Below are 20,378 nucleotides of genomic sequence, written 5' to 3'. Positions count from 1 at the left end.
CGTATGGACACGTCACCCCGCTTCTTCACCGAATTATTCTGCGCGCTTTTAGTGGACACACTAAAGCTGTAGCTTACAGAAAAAGGCTTTTTTGGTCTACCGCCAATGAGCCTTAAAGGCTGGAGAATGCGACAGGACGTCGCTTGACGGAACAAAACCGGGCTCAAACGCTGTGCGCGAGCCCGATTTCGGGTGCATCTTAACGCAGATCGAGCACGTCTTGCATGTCGTAAAGGCCAGGTTCGCGCCCGTCCAGCCACAATGCAGCACGTACCGCGCCCTTGGCGAACGTCATGCGACTGGACGCTTTATGCGTGATTTCCAGACGCTCCCCCTCACAGGCGAACAGCACAGTGTGATCGCCGACCACATCGCCACCACGAACGGTGGCAAAACCGATCGTTTCACGCTCACGCGCGCCGGTATGACCTTCACGACCATAGACCGCGACCTTTTGCAGATCACGATCCAGGGCGCTGGCGATCACCTCGCCCATACGCAGCGCGGTGCCTGAAGGCGCGTCGATCTTGTGCCGGTGATGCGCTTCGATGATTTCGATATCCGCCTCATCACCCAGCACGCGCGCCGCCATGTCGAGCAACTTCAGCGACAGGTTCACACCTACGCTGAAATTGGCCGCGAACACGATCGGAATATCCTTGCCCGCCTCGGCCAGCAACTGCTTTTGTGCAGCATCCAGCCCGGTGGTGCCGATGACCATGGCTTTACCTGCCTTGCGGCAGAACGCCAGGTTTTTCAGCATGACTTCCGGCAGCGTGAAGTCGATCAACACATCGAACTCCTCCGCCACTGAATCCAGGTTGCCGGACAACGGCACACCGATACGCCCCAAGGACGCCAACTCACCCGCATCCACACCAATCAGCGTGCTGCCCGGTCGGATGATGGCGGCCGTCAGACCGGTCAGCGGTGCACGCTGCTGCACCGCCTCGACCAGGATTTTACCCATGCGCCCGGCGGCACCCATCACAGCAATACGTCGCATGCCTGTCTCCTTACAAATCACCGAAGAAGCGCTTCACGCCTTCGAACCAACCGGTGGTTTTCGGCGAATGGCTGTTGTCGTCCGCCAGGGAGCTACGGAACTCCTCAAGCATTTCACGCTGGCGACGGCTCAGGTTGACCGGAGTCTCGACCGCCACACGACACATCAAATCACCGGCACCACCGCCGCGCACAGGCGCAACGCCCTTGCCGCGAACGCGGAACTGCTTGCCGGTCTGGGTCCCCTCAGGGATCTTCAGTTTGACTCGACCATCAAGGGTCGGAATCTCCAGCTCGCCACCCAGCGCCGCATCGACGAAGCTGATCGGCACTTCGCAGAACAGGTGCTTGCCATCGCGCTGGAAAATCGAGTGCTCGCGCACGTTGATCACCACGTACAGATCGCCAGTTGGCCCACCCTGGGCACCCGCCTCGCCTTCGCCGGACAGACGAATGCGGTCACCGGTATCGACACCGGCCGGCACTTTCACCGACAGGGTCTTGTACTCTTCGACACGACCTTCGCCGTGGCAGGAGTCGCACGGATCGGAAATGATCTTGCCCTGGCCATGGCAGCGCGGGCAGGTCTGCTGCACCGAGAAGAAGCCTTGTTGCATGCGCACCTGGCCGATACCGCCGCAAGTCGGGCAGGTCACCGGAGCAGAACCCTTCTTGGCGCCGGAACCGTCGCAAGGCTTGCAGTTGACCAGCGTCGGAACGCGGATATTCACGGTCGTACCGCGTACTGCCTCTTCGAGGTCCAGCTCCAGGGTGTAGCGCAAGTCACTGCCGCGCTGAGCGCCACCACGGGAACCGCCGCGACCGCCACCGAAGAAGTCACTGAAGACATCGCCAAAGATGTCGGAGAAGTTCTGACCGCCGAAACCGGCACCGCCACCCCCCATGCTCGGGTCGACACCGGCATGACCGTACTGGTCGTATGCCGCGCGCTTGCTGGAATCGGACAGCACTTCGTAGGCCTCGTTGGCCTCCTTGAACATCTCTTCCGACGCCTTGTCATCGGGATTACGGTCCGGGTGATGCTTCATCGCCAGGCGACGGTAGGCCTTCTTCAGGTCTGCTTCGCTTGAGCCACGCTCAACACCCAACACTTCGTAATAGTCACGCTTTGCCATAAGTCTTTGCACTCTTAAGGACGTCCGGCACAACCCTCCTGAGTCTGCCGAACTCGTTGAGCCCCAATACAGGCCCGGACCCAACTCACGTCAATTCAACGATCCTGGTCTTTGATTCTTGCGGTACTTGCGGCGCGAAAAGCAGGAGCATTTCCGACCATACCAACAACACACAAACGCTGTCGCATGCTGTAAAAATTCGCGTATTCCAGATACGCCAACGCGGGAGCAAGCTCCCGCGCGGCGACATCCTACCAGTCACCGCCTGAAGGCAGTCAACCGGCCGACCAACAACTTACTTGTGGTCTTTGACTTCTTCGAACTCGGCGTCGACAACGTCATCAGCCTTTTCCGCCTTGTCGTCGTGCGGTGCCGCGCCTTCAGCAGGCTGAGCCTGTTCGGCGTACATCTTCTGCGCCACTGGAGCGGAGACTTTCGACAGCTCTTCAACCTTGGCGTCGATAGCAGCCTTGTCGTCGCCTTTGACGGCGGCTTCCAGGGCAACTACGGCAGCTTCGATTGCAGTCTTCTCTTCCGCGGTCACTTTATCGCCGGCATCGGTAACCATTTTGCGCGTCGAGTGAACCAGTGCGTCGCCCTGGTTGCGGGCAGTGGCCAGCTCTTCGAACTTGCGGTCTTCCTCGGCGTTAGCCTCGGCATCACGCACCATGCGCTCGATTTCTTCGTCGGACAGACCGGAGTTGGCCTTGATCACGATCGACTGAGTCTTGCCGGTAGCCTTGTCCTTCGCACCTACGTGCAGGATGCCGTTGGCGTCGATGTCGAAGGTCACTTCGATCTGCGGCACACCACGTGGAGCCGGTGGAATGTCGGCCAGGTCGAACTTGCCCAGGGACTTGTTCTGTGCGGCTTGCTTACGCTCGCCTTGCAGCACGTGGATGGTCACGGCGCCCTGGTTGTCGTCGGCAGTCGAGAACACTTGCGATTTCTTGGTAGGAATCGTGGTGTTTTTCTCGATCAGCGCGGTCATCACGCCACCCATGGTTTCGATACCCAAGGTCAGCGGGCTGACGTCGAGCAGCAGAACGTCTTTCACGTCACCGGCCAGTACCGCGCCCTGGATAGCAGCACCCATGGCAACCGCTTCGTCCGGGTTGACGTCTTTACGAGCTTCTTTGCCGAAGAACTCGGTCACCAGCTTCTGAACCAGCGGCATGCGGGTCTGACCGCCCACCAGGATCACGTCGTTGATCGCGCCAACGTCGATACCGGCATCTTTCATTGCGATGCGGCAAGGTTCGATGGTGCGCTGAACCAGGTCTTCCACCAGCGCTTCGAGCTTGGCGCGGGAGATCTTCACGTTCAGGTGCTTTGGACCGGTGGCGTCTGCAGTGATGTACGGCAGGTTCACGTCGGTCGACTGGCTCGAGGAGAGTTCGATCTTGGCTTTTTCAGCAGCTTCTTTCAGGCGCTGCATGGCCAGCGGGTCGCCCTTGAGGTTCATGCCGCTTTCTTTCTTGAATTCGTCGACGAGGTAGTCGATCAGACGAATGTCAAAGTCTTCACCGCCCAGGAACGTGTCACCGTTGGTGGCCAGCACTTCGAACTGGTGCTCGCCATCGACTTCAGCGATCTCGATCACGGAAACGTCGAAAGTACCGCCGCCCAGGTCGTAAACGATCACGGTGTGATCGCCCTTCGCCTTGTCCATACCGTAAGCCAGAGCAGCTGCGGTTGGTTCGTTGATGATACGTTTTACGTCCAGACCGGCGATGCGGCCGGCGTCTTTGGTCGCCTGACGCTGGCTATCGTTGAAGTAGGCCGGAACGGTGATCACCGCTTCAGTCACGGTCTCGCCGAGGTAGTCTTCGGCGGTCTTCTTCATTTTCTTCAGGATTTCAGCCGAGATTTGTGGCGGTGCCATTTTCTGGCCGTTCACTTCAACCCAGGCGTCGCTGTTGTCAGCCTTGACGATCTTGTAAGGGACCATCTGGATGTCTTTCTGCACGACTTCTTCGTCGAAACGACGACCGATCAGACGCTTCACCGCATACAGGGTGTTGTGCGGATTGGTCACAGCCTGACGCTTGGCCGATTGGCCAACCAGAATTTCGCCATCGTTGGCGTAAGCGATGATCGACGGCGTGGTACGCGCGCCTTCAGCGTTTTCAATAACTTTTGCCTTGCCGTTTTCCAGCACGGAGACGCAGGAGTTGGTAGTCCCCAGGTCGATACCGATAATTTTGCCCATGTTCACTCTCCCGAAACTTTGGATTTGGTTGCCGCAGCAGTGGTGGCTAACTGCGGTAGCACTTAAACGCTTGACTTATAAATGGGGGCCTTGCGGCGGATTTCAAGCCTGCTCGTCAATCGAAGGCGAAACCGGCGCAGGCGCCTTGCTGACCACGACCATCGCCGGGCGCAGCAAGCGACCATTGAGCTGATAGCCCTTCTGAAACACCTTCAGAACGCTGTTCGGCTCGACATCGGCGCTTTCCTGCATGGCCATCGCCTGATGTTGAACGGCGTTGAACGGCTCGCCATGCGGATCGATCGCTTCAAGCTGATAACGCTTGAGGGTGTCCTGGAACATTTTCAGGGTCAGCTCGATGCCTTCGCGCATCGGACGGATGCTTTCGTCGTCCGGGCTGGACAGCTCCAGGCCGCGCTCCAGGCTGTCGACGATCGGCAGCAGGTCGCCGGCGAATTTTTCCAGCGCGAACTTGTGAGCCTTCTCCACATCCTGCTCGGCGCGACGGCGGACGTTCTGCAGATCGGCGGCTACACGCAAAGCCTGATCCTGAGCGCCTGCCAGTTGCTCTTCGAGCACTTGTACACGAGCCGCCAGGTCTTCACCCGAAGCCTCGGGCGCCTGGTTGGCGTCTGGGTTTTGCGTATCCACTGTCTGTTCGTCAGCCATAGATTTCTCCTTTCAATATCGTCCGCGAGCTCAACTCGCGCTTCTGCCCAGCTATATGGGGCCGCAAAATCCGGCTTCAAGGGGCACCGACGATTAACCCTACAAAAAACAACTGCTTTGTCATTCCCGGTTGCGATAAGGCTTTCGTCGGACCGAGCGAATCGAGCTAACGAGGGGCATTGTCAGCCAGAAACAAAACACTGTATAAATAACCAGACCTAACACCTGGGAGCGGCCCATATGCTGGTGCACCTGTCCGTACACAACTACGCCATCGTTGAACATCTCGATCTCGAACTCGATCGCGGGATGAGCGTGATCACCGGGGAAACCGGCGCGGGCAAGTCGATCATGCTCGACGCGCTGGGCCTTACCCTGGGTGATCGCGCCGACAGCGGCGTGGTTCGCCCCGGCACCGACAAGGCCGACATCCTGGCCACCTTCGATCTGGCCGACATTCCGGAAGCCAGCGCCTGGCTGGCCGAACGCGACCTCGAAAACGACGGCCCGTGCATCCTGCGCCGGGTGATCACATCCGAAGGACGCTCCCGCGGCTACATCAACGGCACGCCCTGCCCGCTTGGCGATCTCAAGGCGCTGGGCGAGCTGCTGATCGACATTCACAGCCAGCACGAACACCAATCCCTGCTCAAGACCGACACCCATCGCCGCCTGCTCGACGAGTACGCCGGGGCCACGGACCTTGCCCGCCAGGTGCAGCTTGCCGCACAGCGCTGGCGCCAGACTCGCCAGGAGCTGGATCGACTCTCCAACTCCGGCGACGAACAACGCGCTCGTCACCAATTGCTCAGCTACCAACTCGAAGAGCTGGAAAACCTCGGCCTTGGCGACAACGAACTCGAGCAGCTAGAGCAGGAACACAAGAACCTGACCAACGCCGAGACCTTGCTCGGCATCTGCCGGCAAGTCGTCGAGCAATGCAGTGAAAGTGATTCCGGAAATGTACTGAACGCCCTCACCGCCAGCCTCAATCGCCTGTCGAGCGTGAACAGCTCGATCGGTGCACTGGGCGAAGCCAGCAGCTTGTTGACCAGTGCACAGATCCAGGTTGAAGAGGCTGTCGGTGAACTGAACCGCTTCCTCGATAACTTCGACGCCGATCCGTCGCGCCTTCAATACCTTGAGGAACGCCTCGACGCGATCTACACCCTGGCGCGCAAACACCGCATCCAGCCGACCGAAGTCGCCGAGATGCAGCAGAAACTGCTGGATGAAATCGAAACCCTCAACGCCAACGACGAATCCATCGAGCGGCTGAGTGATGAGCTGTCTTCATACGCTCGCCATTATCAGGAAAAGGCCCGGGAACTGAGCGACCTGCGTCATCAAGCCTCGAGCAGCCTGGCCAGCGCAGTGGAACAGGAAATCCAGCGCCTGGGCATGCCTGGCGGGCGCTTCACCATCGAACTGCGTCCAAACAGCAGCGACGAACTGATGCCTAACGGACTTGAACAAGTTGAACTGCTGGTCAGCGCCAACCCGGGACAACCATTAAAAGCCTTGGCAAAAGTCGCATCCGGTGGCGAGCTGTCACGGATCAGCCTGGCGATCCAGGTGATCACCGCACAGACCTCTCGTGTCCCGACCCTGGTGTTCGACGAAGTCGATGTCGGCATTGGCGGCCCGACCGCGGAAATCGTCGGCCAGTTGCTGCGCAGGCTTGGCGAGCGCGGGCAGGTACTGACCGTGACCCACTTGCCGCAGGTGGCGGCGCAAGGTCATCAACATCTGTTTGTACATAAAGTGCGCGGCGAAGATGCCACCCGCACGGCCGTTTCCAAACTGAGCAAAAACGACCGCGTCGAAGAAGTCGCACGAATGCTGGGCGGCATCGATCTCACCAAGGAATCCCTGGCGCATGCCAAAAAAATGGTGGTGGCCGCAAAAGCTTGAATAAATAAAGGCAGAAAGCACGAAGGCGACCCTGGGGTCGCCTTCGTTCGTTTCGCGAACCTTGCGTTCGCGCGACATGCTTACTTTTTCTTGCGCACGTACAGCACCAGATTGTGATCAACCATCTCGAAGCCATACTTGTCGACGATTGCTTTCTGAAGCCGCTCGATTTCTTCGTCGAAGAATTCGATCACTTCGCTGGTTTCGACGTTGACCATATGGTCGTGATGCTTGCCGTCGTCCAGTTCGAAGACCGCATGGCCTCCGTCGAAGTTGTGCCGCACCACAAGGCCAGCTGCCTCGAACTGGGTCAGAACACGGTAAACCGTGGCCAGACCGACGTCCTCACCAGCCTCCATAAGGGCCTTGTAGACATCCTCGGCACTCATGTGGCGCTGCTCGGCGGAGTCGAGCATTTGCAGAATTTTGACCCGTGGCAGGGTCACTTTGAGGCCGGCTTTGCGTAGTTCGCTATTTTCAACCATGGTCAGCTTTCTCGCGATGCTGCTTCGCAGCTTCTCTTAATGCGGGTATGATCGGCGTTTACGTTGTCCCAGCCAAGATAGTGGAAGTCGCCCACCGATGCAAAACACCAAGCTCTTGCTAACCAGTTTCACCTTTGTGGGACTGCTCGCACTCGCCGGTTGTTCATTCCCCGGGGTTTACAAAATCGACATCCAGCAGGGCAATGTCGTCACGCAGGACATGATAGACCAGTTACGCCCGGGAATGACCCGTAAGCAAGTACGGTTTATCATGGGCAACCCTCTGCTGACTGACACGTTCCATGCCGATCGCTGGGATTATCTGTACAGCCTGCAACCCGGTGGCGGTGAACGCCAACAGGAACGCATCAGCGTTATCTTCAACCCAAATGATCAGCTTGTCAGCCTCTCTGGTGATTTCATGCCAGGCGTGAGCCGTGACGAAGCCATCCTTGGCAAGGACAGCGGCACGACAGTGGCTGCCCCGGCAGAAAACGTCGAAAAACCAAAACCGGAAAAACCGGTCAAGCCAGGTTCGTTGCTGGATCAGATCCAGAAGGACGTCGACGGTGTAGAAACCGCTCCAGTCCCGACGCCTGAACCGCTGGACACCTCGCCGCAGTAATTGGCGAATGATGCCGCTTGCCTGGGCATCAAGCTCCAGCAAGGCTGCTCTGAAAATCCGCTGCCAGACCTCTGGCGGCGGATTTTTTTATGTACCGGCAATAGTGATCGATCCGGATCGCTTGCCGGAATCACTATCGATGATTCCCGCTTATTTAATACACATCAGCATAAAGTCTTGGGAACCATCACCGGAAGGGCCCTTCATTCCTGCCAGTTGAGTGATCACACTCAAATTATCCTGCTTGGGTGTAGACCCAAGTCGCGCCCGCCCATAATAAATATCATCTTCGGAACGGCTGTTCGTAAGGGATACAGAGCAGAACCGTGGAGCCTGGATGAAGACATCCGGCTTGAAGTTAACCTTATAGTTCGCAAAATAATCAGGCTGGGAGAAGTACTCTACCGCAGAGATCCACTCGGGCGCCTGAGCCACCACCTTGCCTTGTGCGCTTATCGTGGCGGTTAACACATTGGAGGCTGCGCTGGCCGGCATGACAGTGAAAGCCGCACCCATTGCTGCCAGCACACTTGTATGCTTCAACGACTTGATCAAGTCCATTTCAGATTTATCCCTAAATGAGTTTATTTGCCCCTCACATAACGAGGGCAAGACTTGATTTAGGCTTAATCGGAACCACATTCAATCAAGATTGAAACAAAGAGAAAATTCTCTTCAATACTCAAACCAATCCTACATTTCCCCGATAAAAAGCCTACAAGGCATATTTACACTCAGGGATTTAACCACCTGTGGGCGGAAATTTTAGTGCCTGGCGCGCAATTCAATCATTGATTCCGCGCCTTGGCCTCGGCCGCTTTTGCTGCACGCAGGCGACGGACCTCTTTCGGATCCGCCAGCAGCGGCCGGTAGATTTCGATTCGGTCCCCCGCCTGAATCGTTCGAGTGTCCGGGTCGGTGATTACCTTGCCAAAGATACCCACCGGGCAGGCGGCAAGATCCAGTTCAGGAAACTCTGCCCCTACACCAGACTTGAGCACGGCCGCCCGAACCGTAGTGCCGACCGGCACCGCGAGTGAAAGCAGCACCTGCCTGTCCACAGCGGCGTACACCACTTCGATATCGATCACGGCTTCAACCATGAATCTGCTTGGCGCGCTGACAGAACGCATCCACCAGCGTATTGGCGGCCTGATTGAACAATGGCCCCAACGTGGCACGAACCAGCGGCCCGGCATAATCGAACGACAGATCAAGACTGATCTTGCAGGCCTTCTCGCCCAGCGGCTTGAACACCCACACACCATGCAATTGATTGAACGGGCCTTCTTCAAGATTCATTTCGATCGATTGACCGGGAACCAGAGCGTTTCGCGTCACGAAGTGCTGACTGAGGCCGCCCTTCGCCACACCAACGCTCGCGCGCATATGCTCAGGGGAGCTTTCCAGGACTTCGGCCGACGAACACCACGGCAGAAACTCCGGATAGCGCGCCACGTCGTTGACCAGGTCATACAGCGCTTGTGCCGGGTAAGGCAGCAAGGCCGAACGTGAAATGTGTGTCGTCATGTCAGCGTCACTTCCACAGCTGGGCGGCAAACACTACGAGGATGCCGATGGGCGCCACATAGCGCATCAAGAACAAGGACAGGCCAAACAGCGCAGGGTTGCGGATCGACAACTCGTCGCGCACCGCTTTACGCCCCATGATCCAGCCCGCAAATACCACGAAACACAAACCGCCAAGCGGCAACATGAGTCGCGAGGTGAAGAAATCGATCACGCCAAAGAAGTCGAGACCACCGGCTGCTCCCCATTGGTAAAGGTGGAACATCCCGCCTTCGTTCACGAAGAACTTGGCCTCCTTCCAGATATTGAAGGAGAACACCGTGCCCAGACCGACAAACCAGCAGCTGAAAGCCAACCAGAAGGTGACCCATGCACGGCTCACCTTAGTGCGTTCGACCAGGTAGGCCACCATCGGCTCAAGCAGGGAAATCGCCGAACTCCAGGCAGCGACCGCCACCAGCACGAAAAACACCACACCCATCAACTGCCCGAAAGCCACGTTACCAAAGGCAAACGGCAGGCTGACGAACATCAGCCCCGGCCCTTCGCTCGGATTCAGACCCGCCGCGAAAACAATCGGAAACAATGCCAGGCCGGCCACCAGGGAAACGAAAGTATCGAGCAGCGCCACGCCAACGACCGTCCCTGAAATCGACGAGTTCTTTGGCATGTAGGCGCCGTAGATCATGATCGAGCCGACGCCCACGCTCAGGGAAAAGAACGCATGCCCCATCGCGGGCAACAAGCCGTCCAGGACCTTTTCCGGGTGGAAGTCGAACATGAAATGCACGCCCTCCATGAAATGCCCGGTGGTCATGCTGTAGCCCAACAGCACCAGGACCATCACAAACAGCAGCGGCATCATGATGCGCAGGCTGCGCTCAAGCCCGGCGACCACGCCCCTGGCAATCACCACCGCTGATAACAGCATGAAAATCGTGTGCCAAAGTGTCAGGCGCCATGGATCGGCGATCACATTGCCGAAGTAGGCCCCCACCTGATCCGCCGTTACCCCCTGAAAGTCGCCACGCCCCATGTCGATGATGTAATCCAGCGACCAGCCGCCGACAACGCTATAGAAAGACAGGATCAACAACGCTGTGATCATCCCGGCAAATGCGCCCCAGGACCATTTCGTCGAGTGCCCCGCCTCGACCGCCAGCGTCTTCAAGGCATTGGCCGGGCTCTGCCGGGCACGCCGGCCGATCAGGGTTTCGGCCAGCATGACCGGTACGCCAATCAGCGCGATGCAGGCCAGAAACATCAGCACGAAGGCGCCGCCGCCATAGACGCCGACCATGTACGGGAATTTCCAGATACTACCCAGCCCCACGGCCGAACCGGTCGCGGCGAGTATGAAGACCCAGCGGCTAGCCCAACTGCCGTGGACAGAAACCTTGTCTGTCGACATCGTTATCACGCCCAAGCGTTCAAAAAAGAGGCCGCATTGTCCGGGATTCAATCAACCTGCTCAAGCACGTAGCAACACCGTAGCCGACTCGCGTGCAACTCCCTATAATGCCGCCCCTATGGCTAAACAGAAGAAACACCCAACAGGGACCATCGCGCAAAATAAAAAGGCGCGACACGATTACTTCATCGAACATCGGTTCGAGGCTGGTCTGGTCCTGGCCGGCTGGGAAGTAAAAAGTCTGCGGGCAAGCAAGCTGCAGCTGGTTGACAGTTACGTGCTGCTCAAGGATGGCGAAGCCTGGCTGCTCGGCAGCCACATTACGCCCCTGACGACCGCCAGTACCCACGTCATCGCTGACCCGGTGCGGACCCGTAAATTGCTGCTCAACCGGCGCGAACTGGAAAAGCTGGCCGCCGCCGTGCAGCAAAAGGGTTACGCCTGCGTGTGCCTGTCCTGGTACTGGAGCAAGCACATGGTCAAGTGCGAGATCGCGCTGGGCAAGGGCAAGAAGGAATACGACAAGCGCGATACCGAGCGCGAACGCGACGCCGGTCGCGAGTTGCAGCGTGCGGTGCGCAACAAGGGCAAGGAAGAGTAATTCTTTCGCCTTGAGGCCCCTTCGCGGGCAAGCCCGCTCCCACAGGGTTTCGGTGTAACTGTGGGAGCGGGCTTGGTCCGGGCGGCGATCCGACGAAAGCAATCCCACAAGCCTTACAAAACCGACTGACTACATCCCCTTGCGCCGCTCCGCCCGGGCCATTCGCTGCACTTCCTGACGCACTTCTTCCAGCACCTCCTGCACATACAGAATGTGCCGGCTGGAAACTTCCCGCGCCTGCTCCCCCCGCCCCTCGATAATCGCCTGATACAACTCCCGGTGCTGCGCGATCAACATGTCGCGGGTTTCAGTGCGCTGCTTGTACATACCACCAATGTTGGTCACCACGTTGCGCTTGAGCAGGTCAAACAGCCCGCGAATGGTGTGCAGCAACACGGCATTGTGGCTGGCCTCGGCGATCGCAAGGTGAAACTTTGCGTCCGCAGCCCCCTCTTCGGCACGACTCACCTCTTCGTGACGGGAATAGCAGTCCTGCAATTCGTTGAACGCAGCAGTCAGCCGCTCGCGATCCACATCAGTGGCACGCAGCGCCGCGTAGTAGGCGCAAGACGCTTCCAGCGTATGGCGAAACTCCAGCAGATCGCGCTGCGCCTCAGGATTGCTTTCCAGCAGATGCAACAAGGGATCACTGAAGGTGCTACCCAGTGATTCCACCACATAGTTTCCGCCGCCCTGGCGACTGACCAGCAGGCCCTTGGCGGTCAGCTTCTGAATGGCTTCGCGCAACGAAGGGCGTGACACGCCAAATTGTTCGGCCAACGCGCGCTCGGCCGGCAAGCGCTCACCCGCCTTCAGCGTGCCCTCGAGGATCATGCCCTCAAGCTGCTCGACAATATCGTCAGACAAACGGCGCTGACGAATCTGATCAAACCCCATAACTCGATTTCTCCACGATCCGACGGCTCGCCGGGGCTCTATTCTGGCCTATCGGCGCCGCGCCAGCACCTGCCATAGCGCATTTGGTCATACCAGACAGACGACCTGCGCACTTTCCATTCGACAAAAGTTTTAGGGCGGCAAATTGACACACCGCCTACAAGGCTTTTACCCTAGCCAACAGCGATTGTAAATTGGTCTTACCAATTATCCAAGAACGCTGATCAGTGCCTGACCAACAACAATTAGGGGCCACCCCATATGCAAACCTGGCAACAGCTCTATACCCCGCTCGGCAGCCTCGGCCTGTCCGCACTCGCAGCCGTTATCCCCATCGTGTTTTTCTTCCTGGCTTTGGCCGTGTTCCGCCTCAAAGGGCATGTGGCCGGCAGCATCACCCTCGCTTTGTCGATTCTGGTGGCGATCTTCGCGTTCCAGATGCCGGTCGATATGGCGTTCGCCGCCGCCGGGTATGGCTTCGCTTATGGCCTGTGGCCGATTGCCTGGATCATTGTGGCAGCGGTGTTCCTCTACAAACTGACGGTCAAGAGTGGCCAGTTTGAAGTCATCCGCAGTTCGGTCCTGTCGATCACCGATGACCAGCGCCTGCAGGTCCTGCTGATCGGCTTTTGCTTCGGTGCCTTCCTCGAAGGGGCGGCCGGTTTCGGCGCTCCGGTGGCGATTACCGCCGCGCTGCTGGTAGGACTGGGCTTCAACCCGTTGTACGCAGCCGGCTTGTGCCTGATCGCCAATACCGCGCCGGTAGCCTTCGGTGCCTTGGGTATTCCGATCATCGTTGCCGGGCAAGTGACCGGTATCGACGCTTTCAAGATCGGCGCCATGACCGGTCGCCAACTACCGCTGCTGTCGATGTTCGTGCCGTTCTGGCTGGTGTTCATGATGGATGGCCTGCGCGGCGTGCGGGAAACCTGGCCCGCCGCCCTGGTGGCCGGCTTGAGCTTTGCCGTGACCCAGTACTTCACCTCGAACTTCATCGGCCCGGAACTGCCGGACATCACCTCGGCCCTGGCCAGCCTGATTTCCCTGACCCTGTTCCTGAAAGTCTGGCAGCCAAAACGCGCCGCCGGCCAACACATCGTCGGCGCTGTCTCGGCCTCCGTGGTGAGCGCCAGCGTCGGTGGTTTCGGCCAGAAGCGCACCACCGTGGCTTCGCCCTACAGCCTTGGGGAAATCTTCAAGGCCTGGTCGCCGTTCCTGATCCTGACCGTACTGGTGACCATCTGGACCCTGAAGCCGTTCAAGGCGATGTTCGCCGCCGGTGGTTCGATGTACAGCTTCGTATTCAACTTCGCCATCCCGCACCTGGATCAAATGGTGATCAAGGTCGCACCCATCGTGGCCGCGCCAACCGCCCTTCCAGCCGTGTTCAAACTGGACCCGATTTCCGCCACCGGCACGGCGATTTTCTTCTCGGCCCTGATCTCGATGCTGGTGCTGAAGGTCAATTTCAAAACTGGTCTTACCACTTTAAGAGAGACCTTCTACGAACTGCGTTGGCCAATCCTGTCCATCGGCATGGTGCTGGCGTTTGCCTTCGTCACCAACTACTCGGGCATGTCCTCGACCATGGCCCTGGTACTAGCGGCGACGGGTGCGGCCTTCCCGTTCTTCTCGCCATTCCTTGGCTGGCTGGGCGTGTTCCTCACCGGTTCCGATACCTCGTCCAACGCCCTGTTCAGCTCGCTGCAAGCGACCACCGCACACCAGATCGGTGTCAACGACACCTTGCTGGTGGCGGCGAACACCAGCGGTGGCGTGACCGGCAAGATGATCTCGCCACAATCGATCGCCGTGGCCTGTGCCGCGACCGGCCTGGTGGGCAAGGAATCGGATCTGTTCCGCTTCACCCTCAAGCACAGCCTATTCTTTGCAACGATTGTCGGCTTGATCACTCTGGCTCAGGCTTACTGGTTCACCGGCATGCTGGTGCACTAAAAGCTACACGCAGTACAGTAAAAACCGATGCCGGGCCATGCCCCCGGCGTCCGCTATTCACACCCCGGTCTGTAAGGCTGCTGAAAGCTTCCCTCTCTATATTCAGCGGCCTCAACAGACGAATAACCGGGACCACCCGGAGACACGCCTGATGAGCGAGCTTTTTTACAACGCTGTGCCGAATGCGACCCGTGTCGCCCCGCCACTGCCCGAGCCTCGGCAATACCCCAGCGAGAAACCGTCACGGGTCTACCTGTTCGGAACCTGCGTGGTGGATTTGTTCTACCCCGAAGCCGGAATGGATGCGATCCACCTGCTCGAGCGCGAAGGCATTCGAGTCGAGTACCCGCAAGGGCAAAGTTGCTGCGGACAACCGGCCTACACCTCGGGTTACACCGAACAGGCACGGACCGTGGCGCGCTCGCAACTGGCGTTGTTTGCCGGGGATTATCCGGTGGTGGTGCCGTCGGGCTCTTGCGCCGGGATGTTGCGCGAACACTATGCCGACTTGTTCAAGGACGAGCCGGAAACGTTGAAGCAGGTTCAGGCGCTGGCTGCCAGAACCTATGAACTGGCCGAGTTCCTGTTGTTTGTCTGCAAGGTGCAGCTCAAGGACAGCGGCGAGCCGGTAAAAGTGGCGCTGCACACCTCGTGCTCGGCACGCCGTGAAATGAACACCCATCTGCACGGCCGCGAGTTGTTGGCGCAACTGAGCAATGTGGAACGGGTCAATCACGATCACGAAAGTGAATGCTGTGGCTTTGGCGGGACATTCAGCGTCCGTATGCCAGACATTTCCGGCGCGATGGTGGCTGACAAGACCCGGGCGTTGAAGGAATCCGGCGCGCACAAGATATTGAGTGCCGACTGCGGCTGCTTGATGAACATCAACGGCTCGCTGGAAAAACAGCAGGAAGCGTTGCGCGGACAGCATCTGGCCAGCTTCCTCTGGCAGCGTACCGGAGGTGCCCAATGAGCACTTCCACGATTATTCCTACGGTTGCCGTAGAAGAAGATTTCCGCACCCGCGCCCACAAGGCGTTGGGTGACGCGCAATTGCGAGGCAACTTTCGCAAGGCGATGGATTCACTGATGAGCAAACGGGCAGCGGCGTTCAGCGATGCCCATGAAAGAGAACACTTGCGCTCACTGGGCAATGCAATCCGTGCCCGTGCGCTCTCCAGGTTGCCCGACCTGCTCGAGCAACTGGAACAGAACCTGACCCGCAACGGTGTGACAGTGCACTGGGCGGAAACGGTGGACGAGGCCAATGGCATCGTCCTCTCGATCATCCGCACTCACGAGGGGCGGCAAGTGATCAAGGGCAAATCGATGGTCAGCGAAGAGATGGAGATGAACCATTTCCTCGCTGATCGGGGCATTGAATGCCTGGAATCGGACATGGGCGAGTACATCGTCCAGCTCGACCACGAGAAGCCTTCACACATAATCATGCCGGCGATCCACAAGAATGCCGGTCAGGTCGCGTCCTTGTTCCACGACAAACTTGGCGTGGAATACACCAAGGACGTTGACCAACTCATTCAGATCGGTCGCAAGGTCTTGCGGCAGAAATTCTTCGAAGCGGACATTGGCGTCTCCGGTGTCAACTTCGCCGTGGCCGAAACCGGCACCCTGCTGCTGGTGGAAAACGAAGGCAACGGCCGCATGACCACCACCGTGCCGCCCGTGCACATCGCCGTCACCGGTATCGAAAAAGTCGTGGAAAACCTGCGCGATGTGGTACCGCTGTTGTCGCTGCTGACTCGTTCGGCCCTGGGCATCCCGATCACCACTTACGTCAACATGATCTCCGGCCCGCGCAAGAAACATGAGCTAGACGGCCCGCAGGAAGTGCACCTGGTACTGCTCGACAACGGCCGCAGCCAGGCGTTTGCCGACAGCGAATTGCGCCAGACCCTGAACTGCATTCGCTGTGGCGCCTGTATGAATCATTGCCCGGTCTATACCCGAATCGGCGGCCATGCCTATGGGGAGGTTTACCCCGGCCCTATCGGAAAAATCATCACCCCGCACATGGTTGGCCTGGCGAAAGTCCCGGATCACCCGAGCGCCTCGTCGCTGTGTGGTGCCTGTGGTGAAGTTTGCCCGGTGAAAATCCCGATCCCTGCTCTGTTGCGGCGCCTGCGGGAAGAAAACGTCAAGGCTCCCGACAGCCCCCACCAAGTGATGCGTGGCCAAGGCAGCAAGTATTCGCGCAAGGAGCGGTTCATCTGGAACGCCTGGGCGAAGCTCAACAGTTCGCCGACGCTGTACCGTCTGTTCGGTTTCTTCGCCACCCGTTTGCGCGCCCTCACGCCGAGCAATGTCGGCCCGTGGACGCAAAACCACAGCGCCCCCAAACCCGCCGCCCGCTCACTGCATGACATGGCCCGCGAGCATTTGGCAAAACAGGGAGACCGCTGATGAGCGCCAAGCAAAATATCCTCGCCAAACTGCGTAAAAGCCTGACAGGTACCACGCCAGTGGCCGACAACTTTGATGTCGATTTGGTGACTCAGCCTTACACGTACGCACCTGAACAACGCATTGCGCAACTGTGCAAATTGATGGAAGCGGTGCACACGGAAATCCATCTGACGTCCGGCGAAGAGTGGCCGGCGCTGCTGGCGCAATTGCTGCGGGACCGCCAATTGCCGAGTCTGCTGATTGCACCGACAACGCCCCACGGTCAACGGATCACGCAGCACTGGGCGAACAGTCCCGATTTGCCGATGCTAAAAGCCTACGACCGCCCGGTTGAAGAATGGAAAGCCGAGCTGTTCAACGACACCCCGGCGAGTCTGACCACCACCCTCGGTGCCATCGCGGCGACCGGCAGCCTGATTCTCTGGCCGACCCGGGAAGAACCGCGTCTGATGAGCCTGGCGCCACCGGTGCATTTCGCCCTGCTCAAGGCCAGCGAAATCCGCGACAACTTCTATCAGGTGCAACAGGAATTCGAATGGGCCCAGGGCATGCCGACCAACGCGTTGCTGGTGTCCGGCCCGTCGAAGACTGCCGACATCGAGCAAGTGCTGGCGTACGGCGCCCACGGACCGAAAGACCTGGTGGTACTGATCCTGGAGGACCAATGAGTCTACCGGCGGCTTTCCTGCGTGATGCACAACAACTGATTCCCCAAGAGCGACGTTTCGACGACCCGCTGTCGACCCTGGCCTTCGGCACCGACGCCAGCTTCTATCGTTTGATTCCGCAATTGGTGATCCGCGTCGAGTCCGAAGACGAAGTGGTGGCACTGTTGCAACTGGCGCAACGCGATCAAGTCCCGGTGACTTTCCGCGCCGCCGGCACCAGCCTCTCTGGTCAGGCCATCAGCGATTCGGTTTTGATCGTGCTTGGGGATAACTGGAACGCGCGCGAGATTCGCGGGCAAGGCACACAGATTCGCTTGCAACCGGGCGTGATCGGCGCCCAGGCAAACGCCTGGCTGGCGCCTTTCGGACGCAAGATCGGCCCGGACCCGGCCTCGATCAACGCCTGCAAGATCGGCGGTATCGTCGCCAACAATGCCAGCGGCATGTGCTGCGGCACGGCGCAAAATACCTATCACACCCTGGCTGGCATTCGCCTGGTGCTGGCCGACGGCAGCCGTCTCGACACCGAGGATGCAGCAAGCGTCACGGCGTTTCGCCAAAGCCACGCCGCCCTGCTGGAGCGCTTGGCGACCCTGGGTCGCGAGACTCGCGCCAACTCCGAGCTGGCTGCGAGAATCCGCCACAAATACCGTCTGAAAAATACCACCGGCCTGTCGCTCAATGCCCTGGTGGATTTCGACGAGCCTGTGGATATCTTGAGCCACTTGCTGGTGGGCTCCGAGGGCACGCTCGGGTTCATCAGTGCCGTGACCTACGACACGGTGATCGACCACCCGAACAAGGCCTCGGCCCTGATTGTGTTCCCCGATGTCGAGACCTGCTGCAACGCGGTCACCGTGCTGAAGAGCCAACCGGTGTCGGCCGTGGAACTGCTGGACCGGCGCAGCCTGCGTTCAGTGCAGGACAAACCCGGCATGCCGCCTTTCGTACAGCATCTGTCGAACAATGCCTGCGCCTTGCTGATCGAGTCACGCGCCGCATCGTCCACCTTGCTGCACGAACAACTGGTGCAGATCATGGCGTCGCTGAAAACGTTCCCCGTGGAAAAACAAGTCGATTTCACTGAGGATCCACAGGAAAACGCCCGTCTCTGGGCCATCCGCAAAGACACCTTCCCTGCCGTCGGCGCGGTACGCAAGACCGGCACCACGGTGATCATCGAAGACGTCACCTTCCCGGTCGAACAACTGGCCATCGGCGTTAACCGCCTGATCGAACTGTTCGACAAACATCACTACGACGAAGCGATCCTTTTCGGACACGCCCTGGAAGGCAATCTGCACTTTGTCTTCACCCAGGGCTTCAACAACCCGGAAGAAGTCGCACGCTATCAGGCGTTCATGGACGACGTGGCGCAACTGGTGGCGGTGGAATTTGGTGGCTCGCTGAAAGCCGAACACGGCACCGGGCGCAACATGGCGCCGTTCGTCGAACTGGAATGGGGCAGCGATGCCTACCAGTTGATGTGGCAACTCAAGCGTCTGCTCGACCCCAACGGCATACTCAACCCGGACGTGGTGCTCAGCGAAGATCCACAGATCCACCTCAAGCACCTCAAGCCATTGCCGGCCGCCGACGAGATTGTAGACAAGTGCATCGAATGCGGCTTCTGCGAACCGGTCTGCCCGTCAAAAGGTCTGACCCTGAGCCCACGCCAACGCATCGTGATCTGGCGCGACATTCAGGCGCGAAAACGCGCCGGCATCGACACCACCGAACTCGAAGCCGCGTACGAATACCAGGGCATCGATACCTGTGCCGCCACCGGCCTGTGCGCGCAACGTTGCCCGGTCGGCATCAATACCGGCGAACTGGTGAAAAAGCTGCGCAGCCGGAAGGCGACGCATACGAAAACCGCCAACTGGCTTGAAGGAAATTTCGCCACGGCACTGCAAGGTGCGCGCTTCACCCTGCACGTGGCCAATGGTGCGCGGATGTTGCTGGGGACGCCAAGACTGACAAAACTTTCCGCTGCCGTCAGCAAGCTGTCCAAGGGGCAGGTCCCGTTGTGGACCAACGCCATGCCCCAGCCTGAACGGCCAATTCGCTTCAGCCCGGCGATCACCGATGAACGCCCGCGTGTGGTGTATCTCGCCGCCTGCGTATCAAGGGCCATGGGGCCGGCGGCGGGCGACACGGAACAAATGTCGCTGCACGACAAGACCCGAAGCCTGCTGGAAAAGGCCGGTTATCAGGTAGTTTTCCCGGCCAACCTCGACAACCTGTGCTGCGGTCAGCCGTTCGCGTCCAAAGGCTACGCCAAACAAGCCGAACACAAACGCCAGGAGCTGATTGGCGCGTTGCTGCACGCCAGCCGCGGCGGGCTCGACCCGATCTACTGCGACACCAGCCCCTGCACCTTGCGCCTGGTTCAGGATATGAGCGAAAACCGTCTGGACCTGTATGACCCGGTGCGCTTCATTCGCACGCACTTGATGGATCGCCTCGACTTCACACCGCAGGAAGCGCCGATTGCGGTGCACGTCACTTGCAGCACTCAGCACCTTGGCGAAAGTCAGGCGCTGATCGATCTGGCGCGCAAATGCAGCAAAAACGTGGTCATTCCCGAAGGCATTCACTGCTGCGGCTTCGCCGGCGACAAGGGTTTCACCACGCCGGAGTTGAACGCCCATTCGCTGCGCACGCTCAAGGACGCGGTGCAACAGTGCAGCGAGGGGATATCTACCAGCCGCACCTGTGAGATCGGTCTGACGCAACATGGCGGCATTGACTACCACGGACTAGTCTATCTCGTGGACCGCGTTACCCAGGCTAGGGTGCCCTGATAGCAGGATCTACAGGAAGGTGCATAGAGGTG

18 protein-coding genes are annotated in these 20,378 nt (G+C 59.0%); 8 read left to right on the top strand and 10 right to left on the bottom strand.

Annotation, left to right across the window (positions count from 1 at the left end):
- Nucleotides 1-199 precede the first annotated feature (199 nt).
- The 4 genes from dapB to grpE all read right to left on the bottom strand — a co-directional run bounded on the left by dapB (nucleotide 200) and on the right by grpE (nucleotide 5,022).
- Nucleotides 200-1,006 (bottom strand): 4-hydroxy-tetrahydrodipicolinate reductase, encoded by an 807-nt coding sequence (dapB, locus tag AC1DU9_RS07445; RefSeq protein WP_223458582.1) that lies wholly within the window; start codon nucleotides 1,004-1,006, stop codon nucleotides 200-202.
- 10 nt (nucleotides 1,007-1,016) lie between these two features.
- Nucleotides 1,017-2,141: a molecular chaperone DnaJ gene (gene dnaJ / locus AC1DU9_RS07440; protein WP_057716482.1), complete on the bottom strand. Its 1,125-nt coding sequence runs from the start codon at nucleotides 2,139-2,141 to the stop codon at nucleotides 1,017-1,019.
- A 295-nt stretch (nucleotides 2,142-2,436) separates the two neighbouring features.
- Nucleotides 2,437-4,353: a molecular chaperone DnaK gene (gene dnaK / locus AC1DU9_RS07435; RefSeq protein ID WP_223458581.1), complete on the bottom strand. Its 1,917-nt coding sequence runs from the start codon at nucleotides 4,351-4,353 to the stop codon at nucleotides 2,437-2,439.
- 102 nt (nucleotides 4,354-4,455) lie between these two features.
- On the bottom strand, nucleotides 4,456-5,022 hold the full coding sequence (grpE, locus tag AC1DU9_RS07430) for a nucleotide exchange factor GrpE (RefSeq protein ID WP_223458579.1): 567 nt from the start codon (nucleotides 5,020-5,022) through the stop codon (nucleotides 4,456-4,458).
- Nucleotides 5,023-5,262: 240 nt separating this feature from the next.
- On the opposite strand from grpE, the gene recN reads away from it, so the two are divergent.
- Nucleotides 5,263-6,936 carry a DNA repair protein RecN gene (gene recN / locus AC1DU9_RS07425; RefSeq protein WP_223458577.1) on the top strand — a complete coding sequence of 558 codons (1,674 nt, stop codon included), beginning with the start codon at nucleotides 5,263-5,265 and terminating at the stop codon, nucleotides 6,934-6,936.
- A gap of 80 nt (nucleotides 6,937-7,016) precedes the next feature.
- Here recN and fur read toward each other — a convergent pair whose 3' ends face one another.
- A complete protein-coding gene (gene fur / locus AC1DU9_RS07420; protein ID WP_003197684.1) occupies nucleotides 7,017-7,421 on the bottom strand; it encodes a ferric iron uptake transcriptional regulator in 405 nt (134 codons plus the stop codon).
- Nucleotides 7,422-7,518: 97 nt separating this feature from the next.
- Between fur and AC1DU9_RS07415 the strand changes: the two genes are divergently transcribed.
- The gene (locus AC1DU9_RS07415; protein ID WP_223458575.1) at nucleotides 7,519-8,046 is read left to right on the top strand and encodes an outer membrane protein assembly factor BamE; all 528 of its coding nucleotides are present in this window, start codon (nucleotides 7,519-7,521) and stop codon (nucleotides 8,044-8,046) included.
- Between the two features lie 150 nt (nucleotides 8,047-8,196).
- On the opposite strand, the gene AC1DU9_RS07410 is transcribed toward AC1DU9_RS07415, so the two are convergent.
- From AC1DU9_RS07410 to AC1DU9_RS07395, 4 genes are all read right to left on the bottom strand, one after another.
- Nucleotides 8,197-8,607, bottom strand: coding sequence for a hypothetical protein (locus AC1DU9_RS07410; protein ID WP_223458573.1), 411 nt, complete (start codon nucleotides 8,605-8,607; stop codon nucleotides 8,197-8,199).
- Between the two features lie 227 nt (nucleotides 8,608-8,834).
- Complete coding sequence (locus tag AC1DU9_RS07405; protein WP_108218129.1) at nucleotides 8,835-9,149, bottom strand: RnfH family protein; 315 nt, start codon at nucleotides 9,147-9,149, stop codon at nucleotides 8,835-8,837.
- Nucleotides 9,142-9,576 (bottom strand): type II toxin-antitoxin system RatA family toxin, encoded by a 435-nt coding sequence (locus AC1DU9_RS07400; RefSeq protein WP_108218128.1) that lies wholly within the window; start codon nucleotides 9,574-9,576, stop codon nucleotides 9,142-9,144. The genes AC1DU9_RS07405 and AC1DU9_RS07400 overlap by 8 nt, the downstream gene beginning before the upstream one ends.
- A 7-nt stretch (nucleotides 9,577-9,583) precedes the next feature.
- Nucleotides 9,584-10,987: a sodium-dependent transporter gene (locus AC1DU9_RS07395; protein WP_223458571.1), complete on the bottom strand. Its 1,404-nt coding sequence runs from the start codon at nucleotides 10,985-10,987 to the stop codon at nucleotides 9,584-9,586.
- A 118-nt stretch (nucleotides 10,988-11,105) separates the two neighbouring features.
- Between AC1DU9_RS07395 and smpB the strand changes: the two genes are divergently transcribed.
- Complete coding sequence (smpB, locus tag AC1DU9_RS07390) at nucleotides 11,106-11,588, top strand: SsrA-binding protein SmpB (protein WP_007993569.1); 483 nt, start codon at nucleotides 11,106-11,108, stop codon at nucleotides 11,586-11,588.
- Between the two features lie 129 nt (nucleotides 11,589-11,717).
- Here smpB and AC1DU9_RS07385 read toward each other — a convergent pair whose 3' ends face one another.
- Nucleotides 11,718-12,485 (bottom strand): FCD domain-containing protein, encoded by a 768-nt coding sequence (locus tag AC1DU9_RS07385; RefSeq protein WP_218429207.1) that lies wholly within the window; start codon nucleotides 12,483-12,485, stop codon nucleotides 11,718-11,720.
- Nucleotides 12,486-12,746: 261 nt separating this feature from the next.
- On the opposite strand from AC1DU9_RS07385, the gene AC1DU9_RS07380 reads away from it, so the two are divergent.
- The 5 genes from AC1DU9_RS07380 to AC1DU9_RS07360 all read left to right on the top strand — a co-directional run bounded on the left by AC1DU9_RS07380 (nucleotide 12,747) and on the right by AC1DU9_RS07360 (nucleotide 20,346).
- Nucleotides 12,747-14,441, top strand: coding sequence for a lactate permease LctP family transporter (locus tag AC1DU9_RS07380; RefSeq protein WP_223458569.1), 1,695 nt, complete (start codon nucleotides 12,747-12,749; stop codon nucleotides 14,439-14,441).
- A 151-nt stretch (nucleotides 14,442-14,592) separates the two neighbouring features.
- Nucleotides 14,593-15,417 carry a (Fe-S)-binding protein gene (locus tag AC1DU9_RS07375; RefSeq protein ID WP_223458566.1) on the top strand — a complete coding sequence of 275 codons (825 nt, stop codon included), beginning with the start codon at nucleotides 14,593-14,595 and terminating at the stop codon, nucleotides 15,415-15,417.
- Nucleotides 15,414-16,868 carry a LutB/LldF family L-lactate oxidation iron-sulfur protein gene (locus AC1DU9_RS07370; RefSeq protein ID WP_223458564.1) on the top strand — a complete coding sequence of 485 codons (1,455 nt, stop codon included), beginning with the start codon at nucleotides 15,414-15,416 and terminating at the stop codon, nucleotides 16,866-16,868. Before AC1DU9_RS07375 ends, AC1DU9_RS07370 begins: the two co-directional genes overlap by 4 nt.
- The gene (locus AC1DU9_RS07365; protein WP_457265825.1) at nucleotides 16,868-17,539 is read left to right on the top strand and encodes a LutC/YkgG family protein; all 672 of its coding nucleotides are present in this window, start codon (nucleotides 16,868-16,870) and stop codon (nucleotides 17,537-17,539) included. Before AC1DU9_RS07370 ends, AC1DU9_RS07365 begins: the two co-directional genes overlap by 1 nt.
- Entirely contained in the window at nucleotides 17,536-20,346 is a 2,811-nt protein-coding gene (locus AC1DU9_RS07360) for an FAD-binding and (Fe-S)-binding domain-containing protein (protein WP_223458560.1), read from the top strand. Before AC1DU9_RS07365 ends, AC1DU9_RS07360 begins: the two co-directional genes overlap by 4 nt.
- Nucleotides 20,347-20,378 lie beyond the last annotated feature (32 nt).

It is taken from the genome of Pseudomonas sp. P4_C1, assembly GCF_056402155.1.
The sequence above is the reverse complement of the archived record's forward strand: the minus strand, read 5'-3'. Positions and strand labels throughout refer to the sequence as shown.

What these genes read in the sequence shown, in the direction of transcription:
- dapB (WP_223458582.1), bottom strand. Translation starts at nt 1,006, where the DNA reads ATGCGACGTATTGCTGTGATGGGTGCCGCCGGGCGCATGGGTAAAATC.
- dnaJ (WP_057716482.1), bottom strand. Translation starts at nt 2,141, where the DNA reads ATGGCAAAGCGTGACTATTACGAAGTGTTGGGTGTTGAGCGTGGCTCA.
- dnaK (WP_223458581.1), bottom strand. Translation starts at nt 4,353, where the DNA reads ATGGGCAAAATTATCGGTATCGACCTGGGGACTACCAACTCCTGCGTC.
- grpE (WP_223458579.1), bottom strand. Translation starts at nt 5,022, where the DNA reads ATGGCTGACGAACAGACAGTGGATACGCAAAACCCAGACGCCAACCAG.
- recN (WP_223458577.1), top strand. Translation starts at nt 5,263, where the DNA reads ATGCTGGTGCACCTGTCCGTACACAACTACGCCATCGTTGAACATCTC.
- fur (WP_003197684.1), bottom strand. Translation starts at nt 7,421, where the DNA reads ATGGTTGAAAATAGCGAACTACGCAAAGCCGGCCTCAAAGTGACCCTG.
- AC1DU9_RS07415 (WP_223458575.1), top strand. Translation starts at nt 7,519, where the DNA reads ATGCAAAACACCAAGCTCTTGCTAACCAGTTTCACCTTTGTGGGACTG.
- AC1DU9_RS07410 (WP_223458573.1), bottom strand. Translation starts at nt 8,607, where the DNA reads ATGGACTTGATCAAGTCGTTGAAGCATACAAGTGTGCTGGCAGCAATG.
- AC1DU9_RS07405 (WP_108218129.1), bottom strand. Translation starts at nt 9,149, where the DNA reads ATGGTTGAAGCCGTGATCGATATCGAAGTGGTGTACGCCGCTGTGGAC.
- AC1DU9_RS07400 (WP_108218128.1), bottom strand. Translation starts at nt 9,576, where the DNA reads ATGACGACACACATTTCACGTTCGGCCTTGCTGCCTTACCCGGCACAA.
- AC1DU9_RS07395 (WP_223458571.1), bottom strand. Translation starts at nt 10,987, where the DNA reads ATGTCGACAGACAAGGTTTCTGTCCACGGCAGTTGGGCTAGCCGCTGG.
- smpB (WP_007993569.1), top strand. Translation starts at nt 11,106, where the DNA reads ATGGCTAAACAGAAGAAACACCCAACAGGGACCATCGCGCAAAATAAA.
- AC1DU9_RS07385 (WP_218429207.1), bottom strand. Translation starts at nt 12,485, where the DNA reads ATGGGGTTTGATCAGATTCGTCAGCGCCGTTTGTCTGACGATATTGTC.
- AC1DU9_RS07380 (WP_223458569.1), top strand. Translation starts at nt 12,747, where the DNA reads ATGCAAACCTGGCAACAGCTCTATACCCCGCTCGGCAGCCTCGGCCTG.
- AC1DU9_RS07375 (WP_223458566.1), top strand. Translation starts at nt 14,593, where the DNA reads ATGAGCGAGCTTTTTTACAACGCTGTGCCGAATGCGACCCGTGTCGCC.
- AC1DU9_RS07370 (WP_223458564.1), top strand. Translation starts at nt 15,414, where the DNA reads ATGAGCACTTCCACGATTATTCCTACGGTTGCCGTAGAAGAAGATTTC.
- AC1DU9_RS07365 (WP_457265825.1), top strand. Translation starts at nt 16,868, where the DNA reads ATGAGCGCCAAGCAAAATATCCTCGCCAAACTGCGTAAAAGCCTGACA.
- AC1DU9_RS07360 (WP_223458560.1), top strand. Translation starts at nt 17,536, where the DNA reads ATGAGTCTACCGGCGGCTTTCCTGCGTGATGCACAACAACTGATTCCC.